Source organism: Microbacterium sp. SMR1 (assembly GCF_003289625.1).
Taxonomy (GTDB): Bacteria; Actinomycetota; Actinomycetes; order Actinomycetales; family Microbacteriaceae; genus Microbacterium; species Microbacterium plantarum.
Genome location: NZ_QMBN01000003.1, coordinates 405,813 through 426,049, shown reverse-complemented (window position 1 = coordinate 426,049; position 20,237 = coordinate 405,813). Strand labels below are relative to the sequence as shown.

Sequence of the window (20,237 nt, the reverse complement as noted above, 5' to 3'; positions counted from 1 at the left end):
GCCCTCTCGCCGCACGCCCGGCTGTCTGTCGGGTCCGCGGCGTAGCGTATGGAGCATGCGTTTCTCCGGTGCTGAGCCCACGGTCGACCTGACGTACTCCGACGTCTTCCTCGTGCCCCGCCGATCGGCGATCACGAGTCGGCTCGATGTCGACCTCGCCCCCGGCGACGGCACGGCGGCCACGCTGCCGATCGTCTCGGCGAACATGAACTCCGTCACCGGCCCGCGTCTGGCCGCCACGCTCGCCCGCCGCGGCGGACTCGGCGTGCTGCCGCAGGACATGCCGCTGCAGGACCTCGACGCCGCCATCCGGTGGGTCAAGGACCAGCCGGTCGCATGGGACACCCCCATCGTGCTCTCACCGGATGCCACGGTCGCCGAGGCATCCCGCATCCTTCCCGCGCTGGACGGACACGGCATCGTGGTCGCGGACCCGTCGGCGCCGACGCTGCGTATCGACGACATCACCGGGATCGTTCCCGCGGCCCGCCTGGCCACCGCCCTGCCGGACGCCCGCCTGGGCGACCTCGTACGCGACCGTGCGACCGCGATCGACGCCGATGACGTCTCCGGTCCTCGCGCCGCCTTCGACCTCATCGACGCGGCCGATGTACCGGTCGTCGCGATGCTCCATCAGGGTGCGCTCGTCGGCACGCTGTCGCGTCGCAGTGCGCTGCGCACCGCGATCTACCGCCCGGCCGTCGACGGCGACGGGCGTCTCATCGTCGCGGCAGCGATCGGGATCAACGGCGACGCGGCGGCCAAGGCGCGGGCGCTCGCCGCCGCGGGCGTCGATGTGCTCGTCGTCGACACCGCCCACGGGCACCAGGAGGGGATGCTGCGCGCGCTGCGCGAGGTCGCGGCGCTCGATCTCGGTCTGCCGATCGTCGCGGGGAACATCGTCACGGCTGACGGCGTCGCAGACCTCGTCGAGGCGGGAGCCACGATCCTCAAGGTCGGCGTCGGCCCGGGCGCGATGTGCACGACGCGCATGATGACGGCCGTCGGGCGGCCGCAGTTCTCCGCCGTGCTCGAGACCGCGCAGGCGGCGGCGGAGCGCGGGGCGCACGTCTGGGCCGACGGGGGAGTCCGCTATCCCCGGGACGTGGCGCTTGCGCTCGCCGCGGGCGCGGCGTCCGTCATGATCGGCTCCTGGTTCGCGGGCACGATCGAGTCGCCCGGCGAGGTCCAGCTCGACGACGAGGGGCGTGCGTTCAAGGAGTCGTGGGGCATGGCTTCGACGAAGGCCGTCGTCGGCCGGTTCGGGCGCCTCGACGCCTACGAGCGAGCCCGCAAGGAGTTGTTCGCCGAGGGCATCTCGTCGTCGCGGATCTACCTCGACCCGCTGCGCCCGGGCGTCGAGGATCTGCTCGACATGATCACTTCGGGTGTGCGCTCGTCGTTCACCTACGCGGGAGCCGCGACGGTGGCAGAGTTCCATGAGCGCGCGACGGTCGGCCTCCAGTCGGCCGCCGGCTACGAAGAGGGCAAGGCGCTTCCCGTCAGCTGGTAGAGCTCGCCGCCCACGCGTCGACTGTGCTTTGGGCGCAGTTCGCCAGATAGCACGCGGTTCATACTGCGACCGATGACCGAAAGTGCGCCCGATGGCAAGGCCGCCGCGGCGTGTGGGTCACCGCCCGGGGCGAGGACGGGTGGAGGGGAGCCCGTCGGTGCGCAGGATGTCGTACAACAGCCGGGGGCTGCGGAGGTGCGGGGCGCGCCACCGTGAGAGCGCCCGAACCTGGCGCCGCAGCGCGTCGCCCCGATCCTTCTCGGCGATGAGCGCTTGCTCGGGGGTGCGGCCCCGCCGCATCACCGGGTCGAGATACTTGCCGGTGCCGTCGAACTCGCCGATGTGGTCGTGGTCGGGCCACCAGAAGTCGGCGAACGCGTCGCGTCCGTCGGGCAGGACGAAGCGCTGCTGCAGTGTCGGTGTGGGAAAACCCAGCCGGTCGATCAGAACGCGGCTCTCCGATTCGCGAACGCTGTCGGAGAGACCGGTGGCGAACGTGCTCACGGCCGCGACGCGGGCATGCGCCCGCCCGCGGTATCGGGATGCCGCCGCTTCCAGCTCGTGTCGGGTGCAGAGCGCGCCGCTCGGGCGCCGCTGCCACAGTGCCTGGTCCGCGGCGACCACGCCGCCGACGAAGGGCAGAACCGAGGCGAGGTCGACGACCGTGCGCGCGGGCGTGGTCAGGAAATGTTCCCCCCACGGCATCACCTCGTCCCTCTCCAGCGGACGATGATGGCGGCGGATGACGCCGGACGACCCCGCAGAGGTGGCAGTGGTCACGTCGATCGCTCGAGGCCACGCGTCGATCAGATCGATTCCGAGTACCGCAGCGGCCGCGTGATGCGAGAAGACCGTGCCGGGTCGCAGGCGAGCCGCAGCCTCCCACACGCGTTGCGCGTGGGCGTCGCTCGGGTTCAGCGTCGCCCAAGCCTCGGACGCGGCATACGACCCCCGTGCGATGGGAGACGCGGCCCCGGTTCGGCGGGCTCGATCGAGGAGCCGCGCGGTGGCCTCATCCGCCTCGCGTCGGCGGAAGACGACGTCCAGCGGTGGTCGGATCACCCAGCTCATGCGGAAAGCGTGCTCCGGCAGGTCGCGCGCCGAGCCCGCGGCATCCGTCCCCGTGCACTCCGGCATCCCGAGGCGACCGGGGGAGGAACCGATGTGAAGCGCAGTTCTCGAGGTCAAGCGCGGCTCGAACCGCGCCTGACGCTCGGAAGTGCGACCCAAGCGAGCGGAGGACAGGCGTAAGATCGGGCGCACGATGGACGACCCTCCTAGTTGCCGACCCTCGCCCCGCCGACCCCGACCGATCGGGGGTGACGCCTGATGGATTTCATCATGCTGGGCGTGGGGCTCCTGCTGACCGTCGGCACCGGTCTGTTCGTCGCGAGTGAGTTCGCGCTCGTCAATCTCGATCGCGCGGACCTCGAGGCCCGCCAGGCGGCGGGCGAATCGCGCCTCTCGATGACGATCGCGGCGCTGCGGATCACCTCGACGCATCTGTCGAGCGCGCAGCTCGGCATCACGCTGACGACGCTGCTCACCGGTTACACGATGGAGCCGGCGATCTCGAACCTGCTGTCGCCGGTCTTCGAGGCGTGGGGCTGGGCCGAGACCGTGTCGCGGCCCGTCGCCGCCGTCGTGGGCGTGTCGATCGCGACGATCTTCTCGATGATCCTCGGCGAGCTCGTCCCGAAGAACTTCGCTCTGGCGATCCCTCGTCAGACGGCGAAGCTCGTCATCCCGTTCCAGACCCTCTTCACGACCGTGTTCCGGCCGGCCGTCACGGTGCTCAACGGCAGCGCGAACGGAGTGCTCCGCTCGATGGGCGTCGAGCCCAAGGAGGAGCTGTCGGGGGCCCGTTCGGCGGAGGAGCTGTCGAGCCTCGTGCGCCGGTCCGCGAGCGCGGGCGTGCTCGAGAAGGACACCGCATCGCTGCTGGACCGTTCGCTCACCTTCGCTCGGCTGACCACGGCCGACGTCATGACGCCGCGCCCGAGCCTGCACGCGGTCGCTGCGGGCGACAGCGTCGAGGACGTCATCCAGCTCGCGCGGCGCACGGGCCACAGCCGGTTCCCGGTTTTCGGTGACTCGATGGACGACATCACCGGAATCGTCCACGTCAAGCAGGCGGTCAGCGTCCCGCGCGAGCGCCGCGCAGACGTCCCCGCCGCCGCCATCGCGGAGGAGCCGCTGCGGGTGCCCGAGGCCGTGCACCTCGACGCCGTGCTCAGCGAACTGCGCGCCCGGGGGTATCAGATGGCCATCGTCGTGGACGAGTACGGCGGCACCGCCGGTGTCGTGACGCTCGAGGATCTCGTGGAGGAGATCGTCGGCGAGGTGCTCGACGAGCACGATCGCAACCGCGCCGGGGTGCTGAGGGTCGCCGGCGGCATCGTCTTCCCCGCGGAGCTGCGTCCCGACGAGGTGCTCGACCGCACCGGCATCCGGGTTCCCGAGGGCGACGTCTACGACACCGTCGGAGGGTTCGTGATGAGTGTGCTGGAGCGCATCCCGGTCGTCGGCGACACCGTCGAGATCGAGGACGGCACGCTCACCGTGCAGCGGATGGACGGCAGGCGGGTCGACCGCGTGCGTTTCGAGCCCACCCCGGTGCCCGAGGAGGCACCGACCGCGTCCCCGGTCGAGCCGATGCGACCGGCGCCGCGCCGCGAGGACGGTGATCGTCGATGAACGACTGGGCGGGACTGGCCTGGCTCGTCGTGCTGCTGGCCTTCAACGCGTTCTTCGTCGCGAGCGAGTTCGCCGTCATCTCCGCGCGCCGATCGCAGATCGAGCCCCTCGCCGACAAGGGGTCGCGCTCGGCGAAGACCGCGCTGTGGGCGATGGAGCACGCGACCCTCATGCTCGCGACGTGCCAGCTGGGCATCACGATCTGCTCGCTGGTGATCCTGAACGTCTCCGAGCCGGCGATCCACCACCTGCTGGCCGTGCCGCTCGGGCTCACCGGGTGGGGCGAGGCCGTCGTCGATGTCGTCGCCTTCGCCGTGGCGCTCATCGTCGTGTCGTACTTGCACGTCGTGTTCGGCGAGATGGTTCCGAAGAACCTGGCCTTCTCGCTGCCCGACCGTGCCGTGCTGCTGCTGGCCACGCCCCTGCGCTGGGTCTCGCGGCTCTTCTACCCGATCATCGTGGCCCTGAACTGGATCGCCAACCATGCGGTGCGCCTGTTCCGGGTCGAACCGAAGGACGAGGCGACCTCGACCTACACGCTCGACGAGGTCGCGACCATCGTTGCGACGTCCCGCATCGAGGGCGTGCTCGACGATGCATCGGGAACGGTCGCGGCCGTCGTGGAGTTCACCGACAAGAAGGCGGCGGATGTCGCCGTGCCGTTCGGCGAACTGGTCACGCTGCCCGAGACCGCGACCCCCGAGGACGTCGAGCGCGCCGTCGCGCGGCACGGCTTCTCGCGCTACGTCATCGTCGATGACACCGATCAGCCGGTCGGGTACGTGCACCTCAAGGACGTGCTGCGGGAGGCAGAGGATGCCGACGGCGCGGCATCGCGTCCGATCAAGTCCAAGCGCATCCATCTCATGGTGCCGGTCGCCGAGACGACCGATCTCGAGGACGCGCTCGCTCTGATGCGCCGATCGAGCCGTCACCTCGCCCAGGTTCGGGATGCCGAGGGGCGGACGACCGCGGTGCTCTTTCTCGAGGACATCATCGAGGAGCTCATCGGCGAGGTGCACGACGCCACGCGCCGCGCACCTCGCTGGGCCTGAGCCTGGCCGGGTGACGACGCTCGCTCAGCGACGCCGCGCGCGGACGTACTGCGGCGGCCAGACCGAGGCGTCCTCGCCCAGCTCGTCGGCCGCGCGGAGCCCGAAGTGGGGGTCGCGCAGCCACTCGCGGCCGGCCATGATCGCGTCGGCGTCCTCGGCGGCGAGGATCTCCTCGGCCTGCGCGCCGGTCGTGATCTCGCCGACCGCGCTGACCGGCAGGCCGGTCGTCCTGCGGATCTCGCGAGCGAACGGCACCTGGTAGCCGGGGCCCGTCGTGATGCGCTGGTGCGCGACGAGGCCGCCGCTCGAGACGTCGATGAGGTCGGCGCCGCGCTCGTGAGCCCAGGCCGAGACCGTCGCCGTCTCGGCGACATCCCAGCCGCCCTCGGCCCAGTCGGTCGCCGAGAAGCGCACGAACAGCGGGGCGTCGGGAGCGGCGGCGCGAACCGCCTCGACGATGAGCAGCAGGAGCCGGGCGCGGTTCTCGAGCGAGCCGCCGTACTCATCGGTGCGCTGGTTCGACAACGGCGACAGGAACTCGTGCAGCAGATAGCCGTGGGCCGCGTGGATCTCGAGCACGTCGAAGCCGGCTTCGCGTGAACGGCGTGCCCCATCGGCGAACGCGGTCACGAGGGCGTCGATCTCAGAACGCTCGAGCTCGTCGGGCCGGGCGTAGCCGTCGAAGGCGACGGCCGAGGGGGCGAGTGCCTGCCAGCCGCCCTCCGCCTCCGGCACGGTCCCACGCTCGGCGGCGAACGGCGAGTAGGTCGACGCCTTGCGGCCCGCGTGCGCGAGCTGGATCGCGGCCACGGCACCGCGGTCGTGGATCGCCGTCACGATGGGGCGCCAGGCGTCGCGCTGCTCGTCGTTCCAGATGCCGGTGTCTTCGGGGGTGATGCGTCCCTCGGGCACGACCGCGGTCGCCTCGGCCATCACGAGTCCGGCGCCGCCCGAGGCGAACTGCGCGAGGTGGACGTGATGCCAGTCGTTCGGCATGCCGTCCCGGGCCGAGTACTGGCACATGGGGGCGACCCAGAGGCGGTTGCGCACCTCGACGGTTCGGATGGTCAGGGGGCTGAACAACTGGCTCACGCCGGGCTCCTTCGGGGCGCCGATAGGGTGGCGCCATGGTCGAGATCCACGAATGGGATGCGCGCGACACGGTCGCGCTCCTGCGCAAGCCAACTGCCGACGACCACAAGTATTCCCGCGGGGTGCTCGGTGTGCGAACCGGATCGCAGGAGTATCCGGGAGCCGCCGTGCTCGGTGTCGAGGCCGCGTGGCGGACCGGCATCGGGATGGTCCGCTACCTCGGCCCGGAGCGTCCGGCCGACCTCGTGCTGCAGCGCCGACCCGAGACCGTGACCGCGCCCGGACGCGTGCAGGCGTGGCTGATCGGATCGGGGACGGATGCCGCGACCCGGCCCGCAGCCGAGACCGCACGGCTGGGGGAGCTGCTGCAGGGCGACCTCCCCGTCGTCGTCGACGCTGGGGCCCTCGACCTGGTCCCGGGCGCGACCGCCCCGCTCGTCGTCACGCCGCACCAGAGCGAGCACGCGCGCCTGCGCGGGCTGCTCGGCCTCGACGACGTGACGCCGACGTCACTGACCGACCGCATCGAGGCCGCCCGCGAGACTGCGGCCGCGGCGGGCATCGCCGTGCTGCTCAAGGGGGCCGAGACCGTCGTCGCGGCCCCCGACGGATGGACCGCCGTCGTGCGGGCCGGCACCGGGTGGCTCGCCACCGCGGGCACCGGTGACGTGCTCGGCGGCATCCTGGGTGCGGTCGTGGCGGCCCGGGGTGCGCAGCACGATCTGGATGCCGCGGCGCTGGCACCGCTGGCCGCGGCGGCGGCGTACATCCACGGACATGCCGGTCGCGGTGCCGGTCCCGGTCCCATCACGGCGCTGGACGTCGCGGAGGCCGTGCCCGCCGTGATCGACGTGCTGCTCTCCGGCGGCGACCCGGCCGCCCGCTGACACCACCGGTGGGCCGCGACGGCCTCACCGTAGGATGTGACGGTGTCGAGACGGGGAACGCTGTGGGTCGCGTTCGCGCTCGTCCACGTCGTGGTCTCGGTGCTCGGATTCGTGCTCCCGAATCAGCCGATGGGGGATGTCTACCTCGTCTACGAACCCTGGTCGCAGCGAGCGCTCGCCGGTGAGGGCATCGTGGGGATCGACGAAGACTGGGTGTACCCGCAGCTCGCCCTCGTCCCGCTCGTGCTCGCCCACGGGTTCGCGTGGATAGCCGGCTACACGGTGGGTTGGGCCATCTTCGTCACGGCTCTGGACGCCGTCGCCTTCGCGGTCCTCGTGGGCCGCGCGCGGTCACGCGGACGTGTGACGGCGGCATGGTTCTGGCTCGCGGCGATCCTGCTCCTCGGCCCGGTCGGCCTCTACCGGCTCGACGCCGTCACCGTCGCGCTCGCCGTCATGGGCGGCCTGTGGCTTCGCGGACGGCCCTGGTTGGCCGGCATCCTGCTGGCCGTGGCGACATGGATCAAGGTCTGGCCCGCGGCGATCATCGCCGCCGCGGTCATCGCGATCCGGCGGCGGTGGGCGCTCGTCGGTGCCGGGCTCGTCGTCTCGGTCGCGACGCTCGCGGCCGTCGTCGCCGCCGGTGGCCTCGACCATGCGCTCGGGTTCATCGGAGATCAGACGGGGCGCGGTCTTCAGGTCGAGGCGCCCGTGAGCATGTTCTACCTGTGGGGGCAGATGCTCGGCGTCCCGGGCTTCTTCGTCTACTACTCGACCGAGATCCTGACGTTCCAGGTGACCGGCACCGACATCGATCCGGTCATCGCGGCGATGACTCCGATCCTCGTGATCGGAGTGGGGGCCGTGGCGGCCGTCGCCGCCCTCAAGGTGCGCCGTGGCGCTGCGGTGCGCGACCTTCTGCCCGTCGCGGCGCTCGCGATCGTCACCGTCTTCATCGTGCTCAACAAGGTCGGTTCGCCGCAGTACCTGTGCTGGCTCGTCCCGCCCGTCGTGCTCGGACTGGTCGTCGCGCGCCGCGCCTGGGTGCGACCGGCGATCCTCGTCCTCGTGCTCAGCGCGCTCACCCAGCTCGTTTACCCGGTGTTCTACGGCGAGGTCCTCGCGGCGCATCCCCTCGGCGTCGGCATCCTCACCGTGCGCAACGCCCTGCTCATCGTCCTGGGTGTCTGGATAGTGGTGCGCCTCGTCCGGGTGCCGGTCCGGACGCCGACATCCATCCCCGCCTGATCCGGAGGTCCATCATGCTCATCGCCTTCTCCGTCGCTCCCAGCGGCACCGGCAGCAATCCCGACGGCTCGGTGCACGATGCCGTCGCCGCAGCCGTGGCCGTCGTGCGGGCATCCGGCCTGCCGCACCGCACCACGTCGATGTTCACCGAGGTCGAGGGGGAGTGGGACGAGGTGATGGCCGTCGTCAAGCACGCGACCGAGGCGGTCATGCCGTTCGGGTCGCGCGTATCGCTCGTGCTCAAGGCCGACATCCGGCCGGGCTACAGCGGCGAGCTCGACGGCAAGATCGAGCGGCTCGAGGGCGCGCTCGAATCGATTCGACATGAGGGGGAGCGCGGCGCTACGCTCCCGGAGTGACGACGCCCGCCATTCCTCGCCCGACCGCCCGCCGGGCCCTGCTCTCGCTCGCGATCGGCAGCTTCGGCATCGGGATGACGGAGTTCGTCGTCATGGGCCTTCTGCCGGAGATCGCCGGCGAGCTGCTGCCCTCCGTCTACGCGAGCGATCCGGAAGCCGCGATCGCCCAGGCGGGGTGGCTCATCACGCTCTACGCCGCCGGCGTCGTCGTGGGGGCGCCGACCATCGCAGGAGTCGTGGCGAAGTACCCGCGGCACCGGGTCATGGTCTTCCTCGCCCTCGCCCTCACCCTCGGCAACGCGCTGACGCTCGTGCTGCCGACGTTCGAGCTCGTCGCGGCATCCCGGTTCCTCGCGGCCCTGCCACACGGTGCCTACTTCGGCATCGGCGCTCTCGTCGCCGCCGACGTCCTGGGTCCGGGCAAGCGTGCGCAGGGCGTCGCGTTCGTGCTGACCGGCCTCACGATCGCCAACGTCGTGGGTGTTCCGCTCGGCACCTTCCTCGGCCAGCAGTTCGGTTGGCGGGCCGCGTTCCTCGTCGTCGCGGCGATCTTCGCGCTGGCCACCGTGGCGATCGCACTGACCGTCCCGCATCACGCAGGGGAGCCGTCGCGCACCCTGCGCGCCGAACTGCGGGTCTTCGGCATCGGCCAGGTGTGGTTCGCGCTCGGCATCGGGGCGATCGGCTTCGGCGGCTTCTTCGCGGTCTACAGCTACGTCGCGACCCTCGTCACCGAGGCGGCCGGCTCACCGCAGTGGGCGGTGCCGATCGTGCTCGTCGTCGCCGGTCTCGGCATGACCGTCGGGAACCTCGTCGGAGGCAGGCTCGCCGACCACGATCTGCGGCGCAGCCTTCTGGGCGGCCTGCTCGCTCTTGCGGCGGTTCAAGCGCTGCTCGCACTGACGGCCGGCTGGATCGTGGCGGTCGGCCTGTTCGTCTTCCTGGTCGGGTTCTTCTCGTCGGCGTTGAGCCCGACCATCCAGACGCGGCTGATGGATGTCGCGGGCGACAACCAGTCGATCGCGGCGGCGCTCAACCACTCGGCGCTCAACATGGGCAACGCGTTGGGTGCGGCACTGGGCGGAGTCGTCATCGCCGCCGGACTCGGGTTCGTCGCGCCGGTCTGGGTAGGGGTCGTCCTCGCCCTCGCCGGGTTCGGGGTCGCGTGCGCGAGCTTCGCCGTCGAGGCGCGCGCCCGGCGTCGCTCGTCTTCGCTGACCGACCGATCCGACGCGCCTGCGCCGACACGCTGAGACGTCAGCTTTCGAGCAGCCGTCGCAGGTGAGCGCCGACGATGGGCGTCTCGATCAGGAAGGCGTCGTGCCCGAAATCGCTCGAGATCACCACCGCCGCCTCGTCGATCGTCGATCGGATGCCGCGGGCGATGCGGTGCTGGCCCTCGACGGGGAACAGCCGGTCGGAGTCGATGCCCAGCACGAGGGTGCGCGCGGTGACGCGTGCCAGGGCGTCGTCGATCCCGCCGCGGTCACGGCCGACGTCGTGCGAGTTCATCGCCTCGACGAGCGTGATGTAGCTGTTCGCGTCGAAGCGTCGCGTGAACTTGTTGCCGTGGAAGTCGAGGTAGCTCTCCACCGCGAAGCGTCCGCCGAGACCGAGCGGGCTCTTGCCTGACTGCCACGTGCGCTGGAAGCGCAGGTTCAGCTCGGTCGGGCTGCGGTAGTTCAGCAGAGCCATGCGGCGCGCGAGCGCGAGACCGCGGTGCGGGCCGTCGCCGTCTGCCGCGTCGTAGTACTCGCCGTCCTGGAACCTGGGGTCGATGCGGATGGCTTCGAGCTGGACCGAGTTCAGCGCGATCTGGTCGGCGGTGTTCACGGGCGGGGCGGCGAGGATCGCGAGTCGCTCCAGGCGGTCGGGGTGCCCGATACCCCACTCGAGCGCGTGCATGCCGCCCATCGATCCGCCCACGACCGCGGCCCACACCTCGATCCCGAGGGCGTCGGCCAGCCGGACCTGCGCGGCGACCTGATCGCGGATCGTGAGGTACGGGAACCGAGCCGCCCATTCGTAGCCGTCGGACGAGATCGACGAGGGGCCCGTCGACCCCTGGCAGCCGCCCAGCATGTTCGGGGCGACCACGAACCAGCGGTCGGTGTCGATCGCCAGACCGGGACCGACGATGTCCTCCCACCAGCCGGCCGTCGGGTGCCCCGGGCTTGCCTCGCCGCGCAGGTGGCTGTCGCCGGTGAGGGCGTGGAGCACGAGCACGGCGTTGTCGCGTTCGGGTGAGAGCTCGCCCCACGTCTCGTAGGCGAGGCGGAAGCTCGGCAGCTGCTCGCCGCTCTCGGTGATGAGCGGACCGAACGCACCGAAGCTCCGATGGCCGACAGGGTCGCCGTCGCGCCAGGCGCCCGTGGCGGGCGGGCGTCCGCGCAGCAGGCGCGCATCGGCCTCCGTGATCGGCGCGCTCGGCACCGTGTCCTCGGAGGTCTGCCAGTCCATGTCGCCATTCTCCCGGGTCGTGGCGCACGCTGCTCGCGTGTTACGTCACGACCGGAACGGAGACACCTCGTAGGTCGCGCCGTGCTGGCCCGCGAGTGCGACGGGCATTCCGTCGATCGTCTGGACGAAGCTGCCGGTGGGGTCGACGCCGTGCGGCATCCGTCCGTCGATCTCCGGCAGGGTGCCCACCGTCTCGTTCGAGATCCAGACGACGCGGCGGTTCACCCGTTCGCCGAGCGCGCTCACGAGGTCGGCGAAGCGGCGACGTTCGTCGGCATCGAGGTAGAGGAGCACCGCGCTGTGGAAGACCACGAGCGTCGCCTCGGGCGGGCTCTCGGCTGCGACCTCGGGAAGGAGTTCGAGGATGTCGCCGGCGACGATGTGCGGTGGGTCGGCCCGCGCCACCTCGACGGCAGCGCGGAGTCGCCCGATGCGCTCGTCATGGACGGGGCCGGGCCAGATGAGCGTCTCGAGCCAGGCGATCGCGCCGGCGTCGCGCACGTCGATCGGGGCGAGGTCGATGCCGGCGCGCCAGACGATGTCGGGAAGGGACTCGGGCACGGCGCCGGGGTCGTCGATGCGGCAGCGCAACAGCGGGCGATGGGCGGCATCCGACCCCTCAGGAACGATCGCCGGCAGCGGCTCGCCGCCGGGCGACGCGTACTCGTACGCGTACCGGTCGGGATAGAGGCAGAGGCCCGCGGCTGTGCCGGTCTCGAGGAGAGCGATCGGTCCGTCGATGCGGGAGAGGAGAGGCAGGAGGGTGGCGCAGCGTCCGACCTCGTTGGTCTGCGTGCGGCGCTCCGCGGTGATGGCGGCGACCCGGTCCCACTCCGAGATCAGCCGCTCGCGCCAAGCGGCGAACGGCCCGAGTCCGCAGCCGGCCCATCGCGCCGCGGCGAAGACGAGATTCGGCTGGCCGCGCCGCTCGCCCAGGAGCGCGATCCGCTCGGTGAGCTCGTCGTCGCCGGCGATGCCCTCGGCCCATTCGGCGTAGAGCGGCGAGCTGCCCCGGGCCCAGTCGGCGAACGCATGGTAGCGGCGGGAGGTGTCGGCGTCCATCGCTTCAGGGTAGATGCGCTGAGCGTCACGATCGTCGCGTAAGATACCGCGAAGCAAGGGGAGTACTTCCGCCTGCGGCGCTCTCGTCATTACGGATCCGACGTCGGATTCCGGGACGCCGGTCCCTCCGGGGATGAAGGAGACCTGGCCGTTCGCTACTGTCGACCCCTTGGAGCCTTCGTGGACATCACTCCGCTCGTGTGGATCATCACCATCGCGGTGACCATCGCCTTCTTCGTGTACGAGTTCTTCGCGCACGTGCGCACTCCGCACGAGCCGACGATCGCCGAATCGGCGCGCTGGTCGGCGTTCTACATCGGCCTCGCGCTCATCTTCGGCGTGGTCATCGGCTTCGTGCCGGGCTGGGGCTGGGTGTTCGCGGGCGAGTACTTCGCCGGTTACCTGACCGAGAAGGCCCTGTCGATCGACAACCTCTTCGTCTTCCTGATCATCATGACCGGCTTCGCGGTGCCGAAGAAGTACCAGCAGAAGGTGCTGATGATCGGCATCGTGATCGCGCTCATCATGCGCGGCGCGTTCATCGCCATCGGCGCGGCGCTCATCGACAACTTCTCATGGATCTTCTACATCTTCGGTGCGCTGCTGCTCTTCCTCGCCTACCGTCAGGCGTTCTCGCACGGTGACTCCGACCCGGCCAACGGCAAGTTCATGACGTTCGTCCGCCGCCACCTTCCCGTGACCGACGAGTACAACAGCGACAAGCTGACGGTGCAGAAGGACGGCAAGCGCTTCGTCACGCCGATGCTCCTCGTCATCATCGCGATCGGCTTCATCGACCTCGTCTTCGCGGTCGACTCGATCCCGGCGATCTACGGTCTGACCAACGAGGCCTACATCGTCTTCACGGCGAACGCCTTCGCCCTGATGGGCCTGCGCCAGCTGTTCTTCCTCATCGGCGGTCTGCTGGAGCGTCTGGTCTACCTCGCGCAGGGCCTGGCGGTCATCCTCGCCTTCATCGGCGTGAAGCTCGTGTTCCACGCGCTCCACGTCAACGAGCTGCCCTTCATCAACGGCGGCGAGCCGCTGTTGTGGGTTCCCGAGATCCCGATCTGGTTCTCGCTGCTGTTCATCGCCGCTACCGTCGCGGTCGCCACCGTCGCGAGCCTCGCCAAGACGCGCGGGGACAAGGCGAAGAACGATCGCGAGCAGGTTCAGGGCGAGCAGATCACGACGGCCACCGACGCCGACTGACGGCGCCGCAAACGACGGATGCCCCGGCCCCACCGCTCGCGGTGGTCCGGGGCATCCGGTCGTTCTGAGGAGGAACGATCAGGCGCGCGCCGCTTCGGCGACGTTGCGCGCGGTCGCGAGGGCCTGCTCGAGGTCGGCCTTGAGGTCGTCGATGTTCTCCAGCCCCACGGACAGGCGGACGAGGCCGGGGGTGACGCCCGTCGTGAGCTGCTGCTCCGGGGTCAGCTGCGAGTGCGTCGTCGACGCGGGGTGGATGACGAGCGACCGCACGTCACCGATGTTCGCGAGGTGGCTGAACAGCTGCAGAGAGTCGACGAACGCCCGTCCCGCGGCGACGCCGCCCTTCAGCTCGAACGACAGCACCGCCCCGACGCCCTTCGGCGCGTAGCGGTTGGCGGCGGCGTACCAGGGCGAGGTCGGCAGGCCCGAGTAGTTGACCGAGGCGATGTCGTCGTGGTTCTCGAGCCACTCGGCGATCTCCTGTGCGTTCTGCACGTGGCGCTCGATGCGCAGGGAGAGCGTCTCGATGCCCTGGATGAGCAGCCATGCGCTCTGGGGTGAGATCGCCGCGCCGAGGTCGCGCAGCAGCTGGACGCGGGCCTTGATGACGTAGGCGAGGCCGTCGCCGACAGCCTGCGTGTAGACGGCGCCGTGGTACGAGGGGTCGGGCGTCGTGAGCCCCGGGAAGCGCTCGGAGTGCTCCGTCCAGGGGAAGCTGCCGCCGTCGACGATGACGCCGCCGATGACCGTGCCGTGGCCGCCGAGGAACTTGGTGGCGGAGTGCACGACGATGTCGGCGCCGTGCTCGAAGGGACGGATGAGGTAGGGCGTGGCGATCGTGTTGTCGACGATCAGCGGCACGCCGGCCTCGTGGGCGACGTCGGAGACGCCGCGGATGTCGAGGACGTTGATCTGCGGGTTGCCGATCGTCTCGGCGAAGAACAGCTTGGTGTTGGGGCGCACCGCGCGGCGCCACTCCTCGAGGTCGTCCTGGTTCTCGACGAACGTGACCTCGATGCCGAGCTTGGCGAGCGTGTACTTGAACAGGTTGTAGGTGCCGCCGTAGATCGAGCTCGAGGCGACGAAGTGGTCTCCGGCTTCGGCGATGTTGAGGATCGCGAACGTCTCGGCGGCCTGACCCGACGCGACGAGGAGGGCGCCGGTGCCACCCTCGAGTGCGGCGAGGCGCTGCTCGACGACATCCTGCGTGGGGTTCTGGATGCGCGTGTAGATGTTGCCGAACTCCGCGAGCGAGAACAGGTTCGCGGCGTGGTCGGAGTTGTCGAACACGTACGAGGTCGTCTGGTAGATCGGCGTCGCCCGTGCCTTGGTGACCGGGTCCGGTGCGGCTCCGGTGTGGATCTGCTTCGTCTCGAAGCGCCAGTTCTCGGATGCGGACATGCGTGGCTCCATCGGGTCGGGAAGCGGCGACGGTCGCCGGCCTGGGTCGAGCGTACGGAAACCGGGTATGCCCGACAATGCGCGGGACACGCTGCGTAACCTGACGGCTACGGTGGGAGCATGACGCGACGTGCAGTGGTCACCGGTGCGAGTTCGGGAATCGGCGAGGCGGTCGTCCGCGCGCTGCGGGCGTCGGCGTGGGAGGTCGTCGGCGTCGCCCGGCGGGCGGAGCGCCTCGAGGCGCTCGACGCCGAGGTCGGCTCCGCCTCATTCGCCGCGGATCTGACCCGCGAGGGGGACGTCGCCGCCCTCACCGAGCACCTCGCCGCCTCCGGCGATGTCCACGCCATCGTCCACGTCGCCGGCGGTGCCCGCGGCACCGACCGCGTCGAAGACGGCGCGGCCGAGGACTGGCAGTGGATGTTCGAGGCGAACGTCCTGTCGGCGCAGCGGCTGACCGCGGCTCTCCTCCCGCTGCTGCGACGCGCCGTCGCGGCGGGCTCCGGCCATGCCGACACCGTCTACGTCACCTCGACCGCCGCTCAGACGGCCTACCCGGGAGGCGCCGGCTACAACGCGGCGAAGGCGGGGGAGTCGATGCTCGTCCACGCGCTGCGGCTGGAGCTGAACGGCGAGCCGATCCGCGTGGTCGAGATCGCGCCCGGCATGGTGCGCACCGAGGAGTTCACGCTGAACCGTCTCGGCGGCGACCAGGAAGCGGCGGACCGCCTGTACGAGGGCGTCGAGCAGCCTCTCGTCGCCGAAGACGTGGCGGATGTCGTCGCGTACGCGCTGAACGCGCCGGGGCACGTCAACCTCGACCTCGTGACGATGCGTCCCGTCGCGCAGTCCGCGCAGCACCTGCTGGCGCGGGGACCGTTGCGTCCGCGGGCGACGGAAGCCTGACAGGCGGGATGAGTCTTCTCAGCCGTGGGGTTGGATGACGGTTCCGTCCGTGTCGCCCGCGGGCTGGGGAGCGGCATCCTCGGCGTCGGCGAACGCCACGCGAGGCACCACGAACAGCAGGACCGCTGCGACGAAGCCGCCGGCGGCGCAGATGGCCCACACCGTGAGGTAACCGCCGAGGGAGGCGGCGGTCTCGCTCGCGACGACACCCGCGCCGGCGGCCAGCACGACACCGAAGATCGCCGAGGAGAACGTTCCGCCGATGGTCTTGGTCGTGTTGGTCATGGCCGACGCCACTCCGGTCTGCCCGCGCGGGGCGGCCGCTGCCGCTGCTGCCGGCATCGCGCCGACGAGCGCGCCGCAGCCCAAGCCGGCGATGCAGAGGTTGAGCAGAACCTGCCAGAGCTCCTGGTGGAACGGCAGGAAGAGGGCGTACCCGATGCCGACGAGCAGTGCCGCGCCGATGAGGACGACCCGGGGGCTCGCGCGGCGAGACGTGACGGCGAACAGTACGGCGCCGACGATGAGCGACACGAGGTAGACCCCGATGATGTTCGACCGGTCGGTGGCGTCGAGCCCGAGACCGTAACCGAGCGCGGGGTCGGTACCCGCATAGGTCGACAGCGGGCCCTGGGCTCCGAGCAGACTGATGCCGACGAGGAACGCGGTGGCCTGTACCGGCCACATCTCCGGGCGCGCGAGCATCCGGACATCGACGGCGGGGTCGGGCTGGCGCAGTTCGAACCGTCCGAAGACGACGAATCCCACGATTCCCGCGAGGAGCAGCGCCCACACCCAGAAGGCCGCGGGGCCGTTCAAGCGGAGGAACGTCAGGGCGCTGGTGACGAACAGCAACGAGACCGCGAGGAGCACGAAGCCACGTGAGTCCAGCTGCCGCCGGCCCGGCTCCGGCTTCGACTCGGGCACCCAGAGCCAGATGACGATCGCGACGAGGGTCACCGCCACCGCCGGCACGATCAGCGTCACCGTCATGTCGCCGGCTGTGGCGGCGTAGATCCGGCCCGCGGCCAATGCGCCCATGATCGCGCCGGCCTGAAGCCCGACGACCAGGAGCCCCGCCGCGCGCCGGGTGAGCGAGACGCCCCGGCTCTGCCGCCTGCCCCGTTCGAAGATGAGCGCGATCTCGAGGGGGAGCCAGACGACGTAGAAGCCCTGCAGCGCCCAGGCGATGAGGAAGGTCCAGAAGGATGCCGCGAACGCGAGCCACCAGGTCGCCGCGGCGGTCAGGACGGCTGCGACCAGCAGGATCTTCTTGTGCCCGTACATGTCGCCGAGCTTGGCCAGCACCGGTACGACGAGCGCTGAGAGCAGGAGCTGCGCCGCCTCGAACCAGTTCACGTCCGAGTCGTGGATCCCGAGCTCGGCGACGATGTCGCTGAAGAGCGGAACGTAATAGCCCTGCAGGATGCCGCTGACGATCTCGACCAGGATGAACCACCCGATCAGACCCGCGGTGACGCCCAGAGCGGAGGTGCGCAGCGTCGTCGACACGGGGCGAGCATACCGGCACGACCGGCCTACCCTGGGAGAGTGACGCCGCGCTCCCTCACCGACCTGGCCGCCGACGGACTGGTGGCACCCGACTGGGCCGAGGAGCTGCAGCCCGTCGCGGCCGACATCGCCGCGCTCGGCGATCGGCTGCGTGCCGAGACCGCCGCCGGTCGCGGGTACCTGCCGGCGGGCGACCGCGTGCTGCGCGCCTTCCAACGGCCGATGGCCGACGTCCGCGTCCTGATCGTCGGACAGGATCCCTACCCGACCCCGGGCCACCCGATCGGCCTGTCGTTCGCCGTCGACGCCGATGTGCGACCGCTGCCGCGCAGCCTGGGCAACATCTACCGGGAGCTCGAGTCGGACCTCGGCATCGCCCCCGCGCCGCACGGCGACCTCTCCGCCTGGAGCGATCAGGGCGTGCTGCTGCTGAACCGTGTGCTGACGGTCGCCCCCGGGGCACCGGCGTCCCACCGGGGGTGGGGCTGGGAACGCGTGACGGAGCACGCCATCCGCACGCTGGTAGCGCGGGAGCGCCCCCTCGTGGCGGTTCTCTGGGGGAAGGATGCCGCGACCCTGCGGCCGCTGCTCGGCGACACGGCGATCGTGGCGTCGCCGCATCCCTCACCGCTCTCGGCGAACCGTGGCTTCTTCGGGTCGCGCCCCTTCTCGCGCGTGAACGAACTGCTCGTCGCGCGGGGTGGCGAGCCGATCGACTGGCGCATTCCGGAGGCCTGAACCGCCGTCGTCATCGGCGCGAAACGTCTGCGCCGTAGAGTTGCTGCATGCTCGAGGAGGACTCCAACCGCGACCGCCGACGCCTGCCGCGGCACCTGCGCCGTCCGGCCGAAGCCGAACGGCCCTTCTCGTACGAGATCCGACCGGCGCAGCCCGGCGACCTTCCCGACATCCGTGAGATCTACAACTACTACGTCACCAACTCGGTCGTGACCTTCGACGAGAAGAAGTGGTCGCTCGCGCAGTGGCGTGAGAAGTACGACTATCTGACGAAGCTCAAGCTGCCGTTCCTCGTCGCGGTATCGCCGACGGGGCAGATCCTGGGATACGCACTCGCGTCGCCGTGGAACGGCAAGACCGGATTCCGCTACACCGCCGAAACGTCCATCTACCTCGGTCAGGCGGCCACCGGGAAGGGCCTCGGGCGTGCGCTGCTCGAGGCACTCATCGACGCATGCCAGCAGCTGGGACTGCGCGAGATCGTCGCGGTCGTGAGCGACAAGGGCGCCGAGGCGTCGATCGCCCTGCACGAGCGTTTCGGGTTCGTCGAGGTCGGCCGGATGGGGCGCGTGGGTCACAAGTTCGGCCGGTGGCTGGGCACGATCTACTTGCAGAAGTCGCTGGAGCAGCCGAAGAAGGGGCTGCGCGGGCTTTTCACTCAGAAGTCCGGCTGAGGCGTCACTCCTCGGCAACGGCCCCCGGCGTGGCCGAGCGTCCGGCCCGGACGGCCTCGACGAGCGAACGCCACGGTTCGTCGAGGTCGTCGTTCAACTCTGCCTGACGCGTCGTCTCGCTATCGGTGACCGCGATCCGCCAGTGGAAGCGGTCGGCCCCGACCGATCCGGTCTTGCCGGCCGGCGCCGACGCGTCGATCTCCTGCCAGGGGCACCGCCCCACCAGCTCGCGCCACCCGTCGCGGTCAGCCGGAGCCGGCTCGACGCGCCACGTCCTGGTCAGGCCGGCGAAACCGCCGGTGCGCTCCACGACGATCCGCAGCTGCGCCGCGGAACCGTCGTCACGGGTGTCAGGCATCCTCCAGCACGCCGACGCCCTGCCATCCGGCACGCACGGCGGCGACCTCCTCCGTCTCCTCACCGTACTCGTCGACGGCCTGGGCGATCGTGGCGGCGGCGAAGGCAGCGAAGTCGGAATCGGGGGAGAGCGCTCCCGAGGTGAGTGTGCGATACCAGATGAGTCCCGCGCGTTCCCAGGCGTAGCCGCCCAGCCGCGCTGCGACGAGGTGGAACGCTCGGTTGGGAATGCCCGAGTTGATGTGAACCCCGCCGTTGTCGCTGGTCGTCACGACGTAGTCGCGCATGTGCCCGGGCTGCGGGTCGCGTCCGAGAACATCGTCGTCGTAGGCCGACCCGGGTTCGGCCAGCGACCGGAGGGCGCGCCCCTGGACGGCATCCGTGAATATGCCCGCGCCGATGAGCCACGACGCCTGCTCGGCGCTCTGGCCGAGTCGGTGCTGCTCGGTGAGCGCGCCGAACACATCGGACAGCGACTCGTTGAGAGCGCCGGACTGACCCGCGTACGTCAGGCCTCCCGAGAACTCGGTGATGCCGTGGGCCAGCTCGTGGGCGATGACGGTCAGCGACCCGGTGAACCCGGTGAAAACCTCGCCGTCGCCGTCGCCGAAGACCATGCGCTCGCCGTTCCAGAACGCGTTGTCGTACGCCTCGCCGTAGTGGACGGTGGCCGCGAGCACACCGCCTCGCCCGTCGAGCGAATCGCGGCCGTAGGCGTCGCGGAAGAACGAGAACGTCGCGCCGAGCCCGTCGAAGGCCTCGTCGACCGCGCGATTGCCGGTGGGCGGGTCGTCTTCGCGGCGGACGAGGACGCCCGGAAGCTCTTCGCGGCCCTGCGCGTCGGATACGGCCCGGTCGGCTGCGGCGATGCGCTCGGCGACGAGAGTGCCGCCCGGCTCGGCGGAGAGACGCAGCTGCGAACGTCCGGCCAGATCGGACGGACGCGCGGCGAGGGTGGTCCTCGCGGCGACCGCGGCCCGCGCGAGGTGGGGCTCGCGAGCGGAGGCGACGCGGGCGAGGAGGTACGGGGGGATGATCGCGCGCATGGCCTTACGGTAGCGGCG

Annotated in this window: 19 protein-coding genes; 11 read left to right on the top strand and 8 right to left on the bottom strand. The window is 70.7% G+C overall.

What is annotated here, in order from left to right; translation table 11 throughout:
• Nucleotides 1–55: 55 nt before the first annotated feature.
• A complete protein-coding gene (locus DO944_RS11750; protein ID WP_112617326.1) occupies nucleotides 56–1,513 on the top strand; it encodes a GuaB1 family IMP dehydrogenase-related protein in 1,458 nt (485 codons plus the stop codon).
• 117 nt (nucleotides 1,514–1,630) lie between these two features.
• Here the strand turns inward: DO944_RS11750 and DO944_RS15950 are convergent, their stop codons facing one another.
• On the bottom strand, nucleotides 1,631–2,701 hold the full coding sequence (locus DO944_RS15950; protein WP_258524699.1) for a hypothetical protein: 1,071 nt from the start codon (nucleotides 2,699–2,701) through the stop codon (nucleotides 1,631–1,633).
• 141 nt (nucleotides 2,702–2,842) lie between these two features.
• Between DO944_RS15950 and DO944_RS11740 the strand changes: the two genes are divergently transcribed.
• Nucleotides 2,843–4,210, top strand: a complete 1,368-nt coding sequence (locus DO944_RS11740; RefSeq protein ID WP_112617325.1) for a hemolysin family protein — start codon at nucleotides 2,843–2,845, stop codon at nucleotides 4,208–4,210.
• On the top strand, nucleotides 4,207–5,265 hold the full coding sequence (locus DO944_RS11735; RefSeq protein WP_112617324.1) for a hemolysin family protein: 1,059 nt from the start codon (nucleotides 4,207–4,209) through the stop codon (nucleotides 5,263–5,265). Before DO944_RS11740 ends, DO944_RS11735 begins: the two co-directional genes overlap by 4 nt.
• Nucleotides 5,266–5,289: 24 nt before the next feature.
• On the opposite strand, the gene DO944_RS11730 is transcribed toward DO944_RS11735, so the two are convergent.
• Entirely contained in the window at nucleotides 5,290–6,357 is a 1,068-nt protein-coding gene (locus DO944_RS11730) for an NADH:flavin oxidoreductase/NADH oxidase (RefSeq protein ID WP_112617323.1), read from the bottom strand.
• 35 nt (nucleotides 6,358–6,392) lie between these two features.
• Between DO944_RS11730 and DO944_RS11725 the strand changes: the two genes are divergently transcribed.
• The 4 genes from DO944_RS11725 to DO944_RS11710 are packed head-to-tail and all read left to right on the top strand — an operon-like array spanning nucleotide 6,393 to nucleotide 10,104.
• The gene (locus DO944_RS11725; protein ID WP_112617322.1) at nucleotides 6,393–7,244 is read left to right on the top strand and encodes an ADP/ATP-dependent (S)-NAD(P)H-hydrate dehydratase; all 852 of its coding nucleotides are present in this window, start codon (nucleotides 6,393–6,395) and stop codon (nucleotides 7,242–7,244) included.
• A 42-nt stretch (nucleotides 7,245–7,286) separates the two neighbouring features.
• On the top strand, nucleotides 7,287–8,492 hold the full coding sequence (locus tag DO944_RS11720; RefSeq protein WP_258524697.1) for a DUF2029 domain-containing protein: 1,206 nt from the start codon (nucleotides 7,287–7,289) through the stop codon (nucleotides 8,490–8,492).
• A 14-nt stretch (nucleotides 8,493–8,506) separates the two neighbouring features.
• Entirely contained in the window at nucleotides 8,507–8,851 is a 345-nt protein-coding gene (locus tag DO944_RS11715) for a thiamine-binding protein (protein WP_112617321.1), read from the top strand.
• On the top strand, nucleotides 8,848–10,104 hold the full coding sequence (locus tag DO944_RS11710; protein ID WP_258524696.1) for an MFS transporter: 1,257 nt from the start codon (nucleotides 8,848–8,850) through the stop codon (nucleotides 10,102–10,104). The genes DO944_RS11715 and DO944_RS11710 overlap by 4 nt, the downstream gene beginning before the upstream one ends.
• 4 nt (nucleotides 10,105–10,108) lie before the next feature.
• Here DO944_RS11710 and DO944_RS11705 read toward each other — a convergent pair whose 3' ends face one another.
• Both DO944_RS11705 and DO944_RS11700 read right to left on the bottom strand, forming a co-directional pair.
• A complete protein-coding gene (locus DO944_RS11705; RefSeq protein WP_112617320.1) occupies nucleotides 10,109–11,311 on the bottom strand; it encodes a homoserine O-acetyltransferase in 1,203 nt (400 codons plus the stop codon).
• Between the two features lie 45 nt (nucleotides 11,312–11,356).
• Complete coding sequence (locus DO944_RS11700; protein ID WP_112617319.1) at nucleotides 11,357–12,373, bottom strand: DUF2332 domain-containing protein; 1,017 nt, start codon at nucleotides 12,371–12,373, stop codon at nucleotides 11,357–11,359.
• A 180-nt stretch (nucleotides 12,374–12,553) separates the two neighbouring features.
• Between DO944_RS11700 and DO944_RS11695 the strand changes: the two genes are divergently transcribed.
• Nucleotides 12,554–13,585 carry a TerC family protein gene (locus DO944_RS11695; RefSeq protein ID WP_112617318.1) on the top strand — a complete coding sequence of 344 codons (1,032 nt, stop codon included), beginning with the start codon at nucleotides 12,554–12,556 and terminating at the stop codon, nucleotides 13,583–13,585.
• A gap of 78 nt (nucleotides 13,586–13,663) precedes the next feature.
• On the opposite strand, the gene DO944_RS11690 is transcribed toward DO944_RS11695, so the two are convergent.
• Nucleotides 13,664–14,986, bottom strand: a complete 1,323-nt coding sequence (locus DO944_RS11690) for a bifunctional o-acetylhomoserine/o-acetylserine sulfhydrylase (RefSeq protein WP_112617317.1) — start codon at nucleotides 14,984–14,986, stop codon at nucleotides 13,664–13,666.
• 120 nt (nucleotides 14,987–15,106) lie between these two features.
• Here DO944_RS11690 and DO944_RS11685 point away from each other — a divergent pair, with 120 nt between their 5' ends.
• Nucleotides 15,107–15,892: an SDR family oxidoreductase gene (locus DO944_RS11685; protein WP_181574224.1), complete on the top strand. Its 786-nt coding sequence runs from the start codon at nucleotides 15,107–15,109 to the stop codon at nucleotides 15,890–15,892.
• A gap of 18 nt (nucleotides 15,893–15,910) precedes the next feature.
• Here DO944_RS11685 and DO944_RS11680 read toward each other — a convergent pair whose 3' ends face one another.
• A complete protein-coding gene (locus DO944_RS11680) occupies nucleotides 15,911–17,404 on the bottom strand; it encodes an MFS transporter (protein WP_258524694.1) in 1,494 nt (497 codons plus the stop codon).
• Nucleotides 17,405–17,443: 39 nt separating this feature from the next.
• Here DO944_RS11680 and DO944_RS11675 point away from each other — a divergent pair, with 39 nt between their 5' ends.
• Nucleotides 17,444–18,142, top strand: a complete 699-nt coding sequence (locus DO944_RS11675) for a uracil-DNA glycosylase (protein ID WP_112617315.1) — start codon at nucleotides 17,444–17,446, stop codon at nucleotides 18,140–18,142.
• A gap of 47 nt (nucleotides 18,143–18,189) precedes the next feature.
• The gene (locus tag DO944_RS11670; protein WP_112617314.1) at nucleotides 18,190–18,816 is read left to right on the top strand and encodes a GNAT family N-acetyltransferase; all 627 of its coding nucleotides are present in this window, start codon (nucleotides 18,190–18,192) and stop codon (nucleotides 18,814–18,816) included.
• A gap of 4 nt (nucleotides 18,817–18,820) precedes the next feature.
• On the opposite strand, the gene DO944_RS11665 is transcribed toward DO944_RS11670, so the two are convergent.
• Nucleotides 18,821–19,174: a protealysin inhibitor emfourin gene (locus DO944_RS11665; RefSeq protein ID WP_112617313.1), complete on the bottom strand. Its 354-nt coding sequence runs from the start codon at nucleotides 19,172–19,174 to the stop codon at nucleotides 18,821–18,823.
• The gene (locus DO944_RS11660; RefSeq protein WP_112617312.1) at nucleotides 19,167–20,219 is read right to left on the bottom strand and encodes a M4 family metallopeptidase; all 1,053 of its coding nucleotides are present in this window, start codon (nucleotides 20,217–20,219) and stop codon (nucleotides 19,167–19,169) included. Before DO944_RS11660 ends, DO944_RS11665 begins: the two co-directional genes overlap by 8 nt.
• Nucleotides 20,220–20,237: the final 18 nt, after the last annotated feature.